Annotated in this window: 12 protein-coding genes; 4 read left to right on the top strand and 8 right to left on the bottom strand. The window is 60.4% G+C overall.

The annotated features are described in order from the left end of the window. Positions 1–14: 14 nt before the first annotated feature. Genes NKH41_RS33340 through NKH41_RS33320 form a run of 5 tightly spaced genes read right to left on the bottom strand, consistent with a single transcriptional unit; the run spans position 15 to position 4,289 of the window. On the bottom strand, positions 15–755 hold the full coding sequence (locus NKH41_RS33340) for an amino acid ABC transporter ATP-binding protein (RefSeq protein WP_352935862.1): 741 nt from the start codon (positions 753–755) through the stop codon (positions 15–17). A gap of 57 nt (positions 756–812) precedes the next feature. Next, positions 813–1,376: a peroxidase-related enzyme gene (locus tag NKH41_RS33335; RefSeq protein WP_352874251.1), complete on the bottom strand. Its 564-nt coding sequence runs from the start codon at positions 1,374–1,376 to the stop codon at positions 813–815. Beyond that, the gene (locus tag NKH41_RS33330) at positions 1,373–1,855 is read right to left on the bottom strand and encodes a CMD domain-containing protein (protein WP_352773698.1); all 483 of its coding nucleotides are present in this window, start codon (positions 1,853–1,855) and stop codon (positions 1,373–1,375) included. Before NKH41_RS33330 ends, NKH41_RS33335 begins: the two co-directional genes overlap by 4 nt. Beyond that, on the bottom strand, positions 1,852–3,321 hold the full coding sequence (locus tag NKH41_RS33325) for an NAD(P)-binding domain-containing protein (protein ID WP_352935859.1): 1,470 nt from the start codon (positions 3,319–3,321) through the stop codon (positions 1,852–1,854). Before NKH41_RS33325 ends, NKH41_RS33330 begins: the two co-directional genes overlap by 4 nt. Beyond that, positions 3,318–4,289: a LysR family transcriptional regulator gene (locus NKH41_RS33320; RefSeq protein ID WP_352773583.1), complete on the bottom strand. Its 972-nt coding sequence runs from the start codon at positions 4,287–4,289 to the stop codon at positions 3,318–3,320. Before NKH41_RS33320 ends, NKH41_RS33325 begins: the two co-directional genes overlap by 4 nt. 193 nt (positions 4,290–4,482) lie before the next feature. On the opposite strand from NKH41_RS33320, the gene NKH41_RS33315 reads away from it, so the two are divergent. Beyond that, entirely contained in the window at positions 4,483–5,553 is a 1,071-nt protein-coding gene (locus NKH41_RS33315; protein WP_352874249.1) for an NAD/NADP octopine/nopaline dehydrogenase family protein, read from the top strand. A gap of 150 nt (positions 5,554–5,703) precedes the next feature. Here NKH41_RS33315 and NKH41_RS33310 read toward each other — a convergent pair whose 3' ends face one another. The 3 genes from NKH41_RS33310 to NKH41_RS33300 all read right to left on the bottom strand — a co-directional run bounded on the left by NKH41_RS33310 (position 5,704) and on the right by NKH41_RS33300 (position 7,678). Next, a complete protein-coding gene (locus NKH41_RS33310) occupies positions 5,704–6,492 on the bottom strand; it encodes a hypothetical protein (protein WP_352773572.1) in 789 nt (262 codons plus the stop codon). 12 nt (positions 6,493–6,504) lie between these two features. Continuing rightward, positions 6,505–7,161, bottom strand: a complete 657-nt coding sequence (locus tag NKH41_RS33305) for a HupE/UreJ family protein (RefSeq protein WP_352935856.1) — start codon at positions 7,159–7,161, stop codon at positions 6,505–6,507. 130 nt (positions 7,162–7,291) lie between these two features. Continuing rightward, the gene (locus tag NKH41_RS33300; RefSeq protein ID WP_352779090.1) at positions 7,292–7,678 is read right to left on the bottom strand and encodes a hypothetical protein; all 387 of its coding nucleotides are present in this window, start codon (positions 7,676–7,678) and stop codon (positions 7,292–7,294) included. Positions 7,679–7,782: 104 nt separating this feature from the next. Here NKH41_RS33300 and NKH41_RS33295 point away from each other — a divergent pair, with 104 nt between their 5' ends. The 3 genes from NKH41_RS33295 to NKH41_RS33285 are packed head-to-tail and all read left to right on the top strand — an operon-like array spanning position 7,783 to position 9,860. Beyond that, positions 7,783–8,064 carry a metal-sensing transcriptional repressor gene (locus NKH41_RS33295; RefSeq protein WP_352773704.1) on the top strand — a complete coding sequence of 94 codons (282 nt, stop codon included), beginning with the start codon at positions 7,783–7,785 and terminating at the stop codon, positions 8,062–8,064. Between the two features lie 8 nt (positions 8,065–8,072). Further along, positions 8,073–9,401: a cation diffusion facilitator family transporter gene (locus NKH41_RS33290; RefSeq protein WP_352935853.1), complete on the top strand. Its 1,329-nt coding sequence runs from the start codon at positions 8,073–8,075 to the stop codon at positions 9,399–9,401. 24 nt (positions 9,402–9,425) lie between these two features. Beyond that, a complete protein-coding gene (locus NKH41_RS33285; RefSeq protein WP_352773719.1) occupies positions 9,426–9,860 on the top strand; it encodes a YqaA family protein in 435 nt (144 codons plus the stop codon). Positions 9,861–9,983 lie beyond the last annotated feature (123 nt).

Raw genomic sequence — 9,983 nt, 5'->3', positions numbered from 1 at the left:
CCCTTCTTGTTGGATTATTGAAAAGCGAGTTCAGACTGCAGGAATTGAGCAAGTCGTGGGCTGGAAGGCGCATCGAAGATCTCAGTTGGACTGCCGTCGGCGGCAACCACGCCACGATCCATGAAGACGATCCGGTTCGAGATGTTCTTTGCGAATTGCATCTCGTGGGTCACAAGCAGCGAGGTGATGCCGGACGACGTGACGTCCTTGATCACCTTCAGGACTTCACCGACCAGTTCGGGATCCAGCGATGATGTCGGTTCGTCGAAGAGTATCACGTCGGGGCGAACCGCCAAGGCGCGCGCGATGCCGGTGCGCTGGAGCTGGCCGCCCGACAGTTGGGAGGGATAGCTATCTCGCTTCGGGGTGAGGCCGACCCGCTCGAGCTCCCGCAAGGCGATCTCCCGCGCCTCGTCTGCGGACTTGCGCTGCACGACGACCAGGGGATCCATCACGTTCTGCAGGACCGTCATGTTCTTGAAGACGTTGAATTGCTGAAAGACCATCGCTGTCCGGAGCCGGATCGCCTGGATGGCTGCCTTGTCGGCGCGCCTGTAATCCATCTGAATCTGGTCGAACGCGATGGTTCCCGATGCCGGCTTAACCAGGTAGTTGATGCATTTCAGCAACGTGGTCTTGCCGGTGCCGCTGGGGCCGATGATCGACACCACGTCACCCCGCTTTACCGAGAGATTGACGCCGTTCAGAACCTGCGTGCTTCCGTAAGACAGTCTTATATCTTTGAGATCGAGCATTGCTGGTTGGTGTCCTTCAGAGTGTGGGACGGAGTGCCTTGATCGCACGCGATATCATCATCCGCTCTCCGCATGGCCGAGAACGTGCATGAGCCGGTTTGCCCAGCCGAAGATCGATATGGCGTGGATCAGGTCGATGATCTCGCGGTCATCCATGCCGACTGATCGAAGCGCGGCGATATCGTCTGCCGTCGCTTCCGGCGGTGCCGCCGACAGGCGGCGGGCAAAGCTGTAGATTGCCGCATCGCGTGCGCCCAGCGCTTCAGGTTTGTCGAGGTAAAGTGCGGTGACCACTTGGTCGCTCTTGGTCAGCTCTGCATGCCTACGGGCGTGGACAACGGCACAGAATTTGCAGCCATTGACGATCGAGGCCCCCAATGCGCCAAGTTCGCGATCGGGACGGGCGAGCCCGCCTTCGACATACATGATCGCGTTGAACAAAACGGTACGCGCAAGATAGCTCTCTGGGTCATGGGCAAGGGTTCGCACATATTCCGAAACCTTCTTGGCCGATGGCGTGACCTTCATCGCTTCAAGCTGTTCCGGCGAGGCCTCAGGCAGCTCGACCGGCGCGATATACGGATGCCAGTTCAATGGCTTCAGACGAACCGAGGAGATCATGTCGACCTCATCAGACGCAAGCCGGTCGCCACCCGTGTCTGGAAGTTGACAAAAGCGATCAGCTCGGAGAGCGCGACGATCTGAGGATTGTTCAATCCAGCCTTCTCCAGGAGAGCGATATGGCTCGCTTCAGCCTTTTTCGGCGCCAGGGTGATCAGGTCAACATGACGAACGATGGTCGCCAGGGGTTCATTCAAATCCGTTTCCCCGTGGGCCAAGGCCAGAAGCTGCTCGGTCGGACCAAGCTGAGCCAGCTGAACATCATATTCGGCCACCAGGACCGGATCGGCATTCAGGGCGGCCATGCGACGGGCAAGAGCAACACGCAAATTCGTCGCCAGCCCCTGATCGTTCGCCGGCTGCAGCACAGAGAGGCGACATTCTTCTGCCCCTCGCACGAATTCGGGCCGAAATCGCCGTGCGGCGAAAAGGGCATCGTCCGGTGAAAGACCCGCTGCCTTGTCCATTGCGTCGATCACAGTGCGGCCTCCTTGTGCAACAAGGGTGTTGAATCGACCCACTCGTCGCCCAGAAGTTCGGGCGTGTCGTAGGCGATCAGATTGGCGAAGTGGGTTTCGACATCCTCGGCAAAAAGTGAAGATGCGATGCCGCGCACAAGACGGTCGGCACCGGCGCTGACGGCCGGGATGTCGCCGGAGACCTTGCCGTGCGTCAGCATGGCGGCGTCGTTGAAGCAGTGGATATGTGCCAGCATCGGGCAGGAACCGGGAATGCGTTCACGAAACTCGAAGGCGGGACCGAGATCCGGTGCATCGGACATGCCTGCACGCGGCGGTCCCATTTCCGGCCTATATCGGCCATCCGACCAGGTGCGGATATGTGGGGCAATCGCCGCAAATTCCGGTCGGCCGCTGAAGTCATTTGAAAAGCCGGTTGCCGCGATCAGGAAGTCGTAGTGCATCGGCCCTTGTGTGGTTTCGATCAGCAGGCCTCCCGGATCTTCCATTACCGCAACGATGCCGCAGTCGAGAAAGAACCGAGCATTCGCGTGGCGAGACACGCGAAGCGTCGATGAACGCGGCGGCGGCGTCTGGGTGGAGGCGGTGTAGTCGAAGAACTTCCACTTCCAGCCATCCGGCAAGTGATGCATGCCGAGTACAACACCCGGGCTGCCGATGCCGGTCAGCTTGTTGATGCGCGGCATTTCCTTGCGCCGGATCAACATGTCAACAGAGCCGGCTCCCGCCTCGAGCGCCGTTGCGGCATTGTCCATGGAAGAGGCGCCAGCGCCGATCACCGCCACACGCTTGCCTTTCAGCGTGTCGAAGTCGATGTCGTCGGCAGAATGGCCCCAATAGGCGCGATCGACGCCGCTGAGGAAATCGGGCACGGCAAAACCGCCCAAACCGGACCGACCGGTGGCCAGAACGAGACGACGGGTGAGGACCTGGCCAGTCTCCGCGCCCTCGATATCGATCGCAATCAGATCTCCAACGGGTGCCAGTCCGGTCATGCGCACACTGTTGCGCACCGGCAGGCCGAGAACCTTGCGGTACCAGACCAGGTAGTCCATCCACTGGCCCTTGGGGATTTTGTCCAGCGACCGCCAGGCCTCAACGCCCCATTGCGCCGTGAACCAGGCGCGGAACGTCAATTGCGGCAGGCCAAGCGACGGGCCGTTGAGAGTCTTCGGTGACCGGAGTGTTTGCATGCGGGCAAACGTTACCCATGGTCCCTCGAGCCCGGCCGGAGCCGCATCATAGGCCACGACATTGGTTATCCCGGTCAGCACCAACTTTGCCGTGGCAGCAAGTCCGCACATGCCGGCGCCAATGACGACGACGTCACGGACCGGGACGCCATTCTCCGTGCGCGTCGGAACCCAAGGTTTGGCCGGCAGCTCGAGAAACTCGAGATCCTGTGCAAGCTGTGCTTCGAGCGCAGCAAGACCTATCGGCGTTGGCGCGGCGGGGGTATGCTTCATATTCCTGTTCCGTGATTTGTGCCGGATGCAGGATCGCTCACCAATTGGCCAGCGAGGGTCGGATCTAGTTTCTTGAAGCCGACGATCGACCGTTCAGCCACCGCCTCGACCGCATCCATCAACGCCTGCGCGACTGGACGAAGCGGACGTTTTTCGGCAGCGATAACGCCCCAATAAAAGAGAACGGTTGCGTCGATCGGGCGGATGACGACATCGGGCAGGGCGACGCCATAAGCGGTGAGGGGATCGATGACGGCCGCCGCACCAGTCTGACGCACGATCTGTAACGCGCCATATGCAGTATTCGTCCGGATCACTGGCCCTGTATCGATGCCCCTGGCCGCCAAAGCCTTGGAGACATGCAACTGGAAACGCAGGGGGTTGAGCAGTGTGGCGACGCGGCGACCGGCAAAGGCGGAAAGCGGTATGACGTCAAGTTCAGCCAGCGGATCATCCTCCCGCACGGCAGCAACATCAGGTGCCGAATAGAGCCGCAGGACATCCAGACCGGGCGTATCGAGCGGCAGGCTCGAAAACCCGATCTCGGCACGTCCGCTGCGTACCTCCTGGGCGACGATCGAGGGGAGAAACTGCCCCAGATGCGTCTCGTGCGGAAGTTCGACACCGTTGAGTTCGGCCATGGCCGTCGGGATTAAGCCAGTACCGATCGCGGAGGTGGTAACAATCTGCAGGATTCGCCCCCGGCCGGCGGCGATCATCTTGGCCCGCGCGGCAAGTTCGGTGAAGGACATCAGCAATCGCCGCGCCTCCTCCTCGAAGGCGGCGCCTTCTTCAGACAGCTGCACCCGGCGACCGACCCGGTGCAGCAATTCGAAGCCGAGTTCTGCCTCGAGGTCCTGAATGGTGCGTGTCACCGAAGGCTGGGAACACCCGAGCATCTCAGCCGCCTTGGTGATGCTGCCGTTGGCGGCAACGGCAAGAAAGGCCTGGAGATCTCGTGTTTCCATTTACGCCTACATGCGCATTGTGTATGAGTAAGATCGTCTCATGCATATTTGATATGTGTCAAGGCGGAAATGAAACATGGCCGGAGACGCCCCGGTGATTCGCCGCACCGTCGGAAGAATTCGGAGCCCACAGAGCGTCGTCGGCAGCGTTCGCCGCGCTGCGACCCATAAAGACTGGAACAGGAGAAATCCTATGCGGGTGAGTATTCTGGGGGCCGGTGCAATTGCTTACGGCCTTGCTGCCTGCCTGGCGGAGGCGGGGCACGATCCAATGCTTTGGTCGCCGTCGGGAGGGCGCACCAAGGCACTGGCCGCCGGCGAATTGCTAACGGCCACGGGCGCCATCGAGGCAACGGTGTCGGTGCGTATCGCCAAGGATTGTAAAGAGGCTGTTGCCGCTGCAGACGTTGTGATGATCGCGCTGCCGGCTAACGGGCACAAGAAAGTGATGGATGCTGCCGTTCCTTATCTGAGGGAGGGAACGCCGGTAATCATCAGCTCTCACAGTTCCTTCGGAGCGCTGTATCTCTCCAGGCAATTGGCGCAACGCAAGGTTCGCCTGCCGATCGTCGTCTGGGGCACAACGCTGGTGACCGGCCGCCAGTCCGGATCAACAGAAGTCCATGTCACCAGCGTTCGCCAGAAGCTCGATGTTGCGACGCTCCCGTTCGACGCGATGGACCAAGGGTTCCGACTTTGCACGACCCTGTTTGGAGATCGTTTCGTCAAGCGCGACGGTTTGCTTGCTATCGCGCTCAGCAACCTCAATCCGCAGAACCATCTCGGGATCGCCCTTCTTAATCTCACACGCATGGAGAAGCGAGAGCAGTGGAGCCAGGCCGGAAATGTCACGCCGGCTGTCGGCCGCCTTATCGAGGCGCTGGACGCGGAACGATTGGCGATCGCCGCTCGTTTTGGAATTGCCGTGCGCACAGTTGAAGAGCATTTTTCATTGTCGTTTCACGTCCCTATGGGCACCGTTTCGGAAATGAACCAGGAGATGGATCGCCAAGGCCGCGGCGGCTTCGGCCCGTCAACTATCGAAACCCGTTATGTTCTGGAGGACGTTCCGTTCGGGCTGCTGCCGACGGTGTTTTTGGGGAAGATCAGCGGAAAACCAGCGGTCCTCCATCAGTCTGGCATTTCAATATTCTCGGCCGCTTATGGTCGCGATCTCAAGGCAGACAATGATATCCTTCCTGCGCTCGGCATCGAAGGAATAGGAAAAGTGGATCTGGAGAACCTTTGCCGTAAGGGTTTTTAGCGACTCTTCACACGTGAGCAGGCAGTCGGCTGTCAGCGACACTTCCCGTGGCGCGTCAATCAAACCGCTCTCATCTCTGATCAATCCGCTGCAAGGCGTTGCGGAAGCCGACGGATCGGCTTCCGTTCTTATATCGGGGGCGCCCAGGGGCTAGATCACGCGCTTCATGTCGATGTAGTTCCCTTCTGTCCGGATCGTCAGCGTCACTTCTCTGTCACCACGATTTCGCCAGAACCAACCGTGATTTCCGTCGAAGGCGGCTTCAATGGCACCTTCGTCAGCGAGAACGCTGCGACCTTTTTCGTAGCTGACGGACTGACCGCCGCCATCGCCGTGCGTCTCGAAGTTCACCACGCCACCGTCAGCTGTCCAGGAAAAGTTTGCCTTGGCACCCTGCCGCATCACGAGCTTGACTTCGGCACCCTGGCCTGGCGCCAACGTGAAGGATAGCTCGTCTTGCCTTCCATCTGGCCGGATCGGGGCTTCCGAGGTTGCTTCGGCGACAGGCGCTGCAGCAATGGCCGGAGCCTCGGCAGGAGCAATCTCTCCAACCGTCACATTATCTTGGGCAACGGCCTCCCCGGTTGGGGATGGCTGCGACGCGGGCTGTTCGGCGGTAAGGGCAACGAGGAGGTTTTCAATTCGGTCCATGCGCGCCATCAACTCGGCCGGAGGGACCATTTGCGTCATCCGCTCGGCCGAAGCCTTCGCGCTGGCCATTTCGTCCTCTGCCGCCTCGGCTGCCAACTGTGTCTTGATTTCGCCCATTCTGGTGAGGCCGAGCAATCTGCCTGCTCCAGTCGGATCGATCGCATACTCGGACGGCATGACGACCGTGACGAGCAAGGCGAGCGCCGTCAGCGCGGCAATGAAGGTGGAGCGCTTGAGCTGCGCTGAAGTCGGCAAATCGGCGCGGCTGGGAAGGTCGGTGTTGTACATGATTGCGGTTCCTTATGCTGCGACGAACAGGCCGGTGAGCTGATATCCGATCAGCAGGAAACCGGCCGTCATCATGATGACGTTTGTGGTATAGGCGTGGCGCCAGAAGCTTCGTGTCCGGCGCCAGTAGCCCATCACGATCAGGATGGCGCCCAGAGCCAAGAGCTGTCCGATCTCGACACCGACATTAAAGGCCAAAAGGTTCGGCACCAGGCCGTCCGACGAGATGTTGTATTCAATGATCTTCGTCGACAGGCCCAAACCGTGAAAGAATCCGAAGACCAGCGTCGCGACCTTGGTGTTCGGCTGGAAGCCGAGCCATCGCTGGAAAGCGCCCATATTGTCGAGCGCCTTGTAGACCACGGACAGGCCGATGATCGCGTCGATGATGTAGCTGTTGATGCCGACGTTGAAATAGACGCCAAGCAGCATCGTCGTGGAGTGGCCGAGCGCGAACAGGCTGACATAGATGCCGATATGCTTCATCCGGTAGAGGAAGAAGATCACGCCGAACAGGAACAGAATGTGGTCGTATCCGGTCACCATGTGCTTGGCGCCGAGATAGATGAAGGGCAGCACGTTGATGCCCGAGATTTCCTGGATGTAGCCCTTGTCGCCCTCGGCCACGGCGTGGGCGAAGGCAGCCCCGCCCAGGAGCGGCAGGGTCATGAGAGCGATAAGCAGGGGCAGGGTGGGTCGCCAACACGTGCGACGCGCGCGTGGCCGGCCCCGGTCGAAGGGTCCTTGCATAGAATTTCCAATCTTCGTCGTTGAGGGTTTGTCGCCTGAGCGACATCGATCATGCGGCGAGGAATGGTCTGGGCGGTCGCTCGAGCGGAAATGCCGTGCCCGGATCGATGAAAGTCGGCGAATAATTCAGCCAGCCCCGTTCGAACTGCGGAACGGTCGGTGCGAAGTCGGCGGGCGTGCTCGCTGTCTCGTGCGAATGGTCTGCCGCATCGTGCCCGTGAAAATGGCCGGGGATCTGCTCGTCCGCGACGCCGTCATCGTGGGTGTGGCGACGATCTTCGATCTGGGCTGCGGCTCCGCTGTGACGTTCGTTCGCGGCGGCAGCAAGCGCGATCGGATCGTGCGAGGCCGAATAGCCGAAAGAACGCAGCACACCGATCGTCATCGCCAAGACGATGATGAAGCAAATGGCTGGGCTGCAGATCCGATTCGGCATGAACGGCGATTATTCTCTAAAATCCTAACGAATGGTTTTTGCTATATCAGAATCGAGGCCTCTTTGAGACTTGCGTATCCTCTCCAGGAGGATAGTATTTAGATATGAGCGGCCAACCTCACATCCACGAAACCCATCCCGATATCGTCAAACGCCTGAAAAGGGCCGGCGGACATCTTAAGGGTGTGATCGACATGATCGAAGCAGGCCGGCCCTGCCTCGATCTCGCCCAGCAGCTTCATGCTGTCGAGAAGGCCATTTCGCAGGCCAAGAAGACCCTGATCCAGGATCATCTCAACCATTGCCTTGAAGACGTCGTCGGGCCGCTGGCGCGCGAGCAGCGCCGCTCGATCGACGAGTTCAAGGACATCACCAAGTATCTGTGAGAAGCGCCATGATGGACAAAGTTCGCGATTGGTTTGGGTTTGGCCCGATGACGCATGGCTTAGGGGGGCACGGACATGATCACGGTGATGGTGGCCATGGCCACACACACGGTGTCATAGATCCGACGATCGCCACGACGACGCGCGGCATCTGGGCGATCAAATGGTCATTCGTCGTTCTGGCCATCACGGCAGCGCTCCAGCTTGTGGTCGTGTTCCTCTCCGGCAGCGTGGCGTTGCTGGCCGACACGATCCACAATGTCGGCGACGCGGTCACTGCCATTCCGCTGTGGATCGCCTTCGTGCTGGCCCGCCGCAAACCGAGCAAGACGTTCACCTATGGACTGGGCCGGGTCGAGGATCTGGCCGGGATCGTCATCGTTCTTATCATCCTCTTCAGTGCCATCGTCGCCGGCTACGAGGCGATCGACCGGTTGATCAATCCGCGGCCCATCGCATTTCTTGGCTGGGTCGCCATCGCCGGCCTCATAGGCTTCATCGGCAATGAAGCGGTCGCCGTATTTCGTATCCGCGTCGGGCGAGAGATCAACAGCGCTGCGCTGATCGCGGACGGCTATCATGCCCGCACCGACGGCTTTACCAGCCTGGCGGTCGTGCTGGGCGCTATTGGCGTCTGGCTGGGCTTTCCGCTTGCCGATCCGATCGTCGGACTGCTGATCACGCTGGCAATCTTCGCCATCGTCTGGCAGTCGTCGAAAGCCGTGTTGACCCGCATGCTCGACGGAGTCGAGCCTGCCATCATCGACGAAATCCATCATGCCGCCGAACACGTGTCGGGCATCGGGCGCGTTGAAAGCGTGCAGGCGCGCTGGATCGGACATCGTCTGCATGCCGACGTGGCCATCAGTGTTCCGGAGATGGCGACTGCCAAGGACGTGCTGGGCGTAACCGAAGCCCTCAAGGAGGAGTTGTTCGCCCACTTGCGGGCGTTGGCGGAAGCCAATGTCCGCCTTGTGAGCCCAGCCGGGCTGGCCGCGGAAACCTCTCATGCTCACCATCATGCGCCGGAGCCTTTCAAGGTAGCCTGCGATCTGGCTGCGGGGACGTTAGAAATCGTCGACACACCGGCCGGCGAGCGGATGCGGCTGACCATCGATCGCCACGCCGATGATTTGACAGCAACGGTGATCATCGACCGGCCCAACGGGCCGGAGACGCTTCGCCTCGAACCTGTCGCCGACAACCATCACCGGCTTGAGAGCACGATGGCTCCGGCCGAGCCGCATGAATTCCAGGCAAGGCTGGTGCTGACCGCGAAAGACCGCGAACAGGTGCTGCCGTTCAAGATGGTCGAACCCGAAGGTCACCATCATTAGGTCGACTGGCGGATATGCGGTTCAATGACCGATCTCGCAGCCTATGCTGGTTTGTTCCTGGCGGCCTCGCTCGCCGCGACGATCCTGCCGATGCAATCGGAAGCAGTGCTGGTCGGGCTGCTGCTTGCGGACTATTCGCCCTGGCCAATCATCGCGGTCGCAAGCGTCGGCAACGTGCTTGGATCGGTGATCAACTGGCTGCTCGGGCGAGGCATCGAGCGCTTTCGGGGCCAACGGTGGTTTCCGATGAACCAAGCGCAACTGGACCGCGCGCAAATATGGTATCGGCGTTTTGGCAAATGGTCGCTCCTGCTGAGTTGGCTGCCGGTTGTCGGTGATCCGCTGACTGTAGTCGCGGGCGTCCTGCGCGAGCCTTTTCGGGTTTTCCTTTTGTTGGTCACTGCCGCCAAGGTCGGCCGTTATCTTGTTCTTGCCGCCGTGACGCCGAGCGTCATCTGACCTCGCGAAGCTTCTCCAACCTGAGCCGGTTAGGGCGCGGCCGCGCGCCAGGCCTGCACAACGAAGCTGTGCTGGTTCCAGATCATCAGCGCTCCACTCACAGCCATGAGCGCGACCACAAGG

The sequence above is a fragment of the Mesorhizobium sp. M1169 genome (genome assembly GCF_040318345.1).
In the GTDB taxonomy this organism is placed as follows: Bacteria; Pseudomonadota; Alphaproteobacteria; order Rhizobiales; family Rhizobiaceae; genus Mesorhizobium.
The sequence above is the reverse complement of the archived record's forward strand: the minus strand, read 5'-3'. Positions and strand labels throughout refer to the sequence as shown.

Excerpts from the sequence above, each read along its gene's own strand:
- NKH41_RS33285 (WP_352773719.1), top strand. The coding sequence starts at position 9,426 with ATGACCGATCTCGCAGCCTATGCTGGTTTGTTCCTGGCGGCCTCGCTC.
- NKH41_RS33305 (WP_352935856.1), bottom strand. The coding sequence starts at position 7,161 with ATGACCCTGCCGCTCCTGGGCGGGGCTGCCTTCGCCCACGCCGTGGCC.
- NKH41_RS33340 (WP_352935862.1), bottom strand. The coding sequence starts at position 755 with ATGCTCGATCTCAAAGATATAAGACTGTCTTACGGAAGCACGCAGGTT.
- NKH41_RS33290 (WP_352935853.1), top strand. The coding sequence starts at position 8,073 with ATGATGGACAAAGTTCGCGATTGGTTTGGGTTTGGCCCGATGACGCAT.
- NKH41_RS33335 (WP_352874251.1), bottom strand. The coding sequence starts at position 1,376 with ATGATCTCCTCGGTTCGTCTGAAGCCATTGAACTGGCATCCGTATATC.
- NKH41_RS33320 (WP_352773583.1), bottom strand. The coding sequence starts at position 4,289 with ATGGAAACACGAGATCTCCAGGCCTTTCTTGCCGTTGCCGCCAACGGC.
- NKH41_RS33300 (WP_352779090.1), bottom strand. The coding sequence starts at position 7,678 with ATGCCGAATCGGATCTGCAGCCCAGCCATTTGCTTCATCATCGTCTTG.
- NKH41_RS33295 (WP_352773704.1), top strand. The coding sequence starts at position 7,783 with ATGAGCGGCCAACCTCACATCCACGAAACCCATCCCGATATCGTCAAA.
- NKH41_RS33315 (WP_352874249.1), top strand. The coding sequence starts at position 4,483 with ATGCGGGTGAGTATTCTGGGGGCCGGTGCAATTGCTTACGGCCTTGCT.
- NKH41_RS33325 (WP_352935859.1), bottom strand. The coding sequence starts at position 3,321 with ATGAAGCATACCCCCGCCGCGCCAACGCCGATAGGTCTTGCTGCGCTC.
- NKH41_RS33310 (WP_352773572.1), bottom strand. The coding sequence starts at position 6,492 with ATGTACAACACCGACCTTCCCAGCCGCGCCGATTTGCCGACTTCAGCG.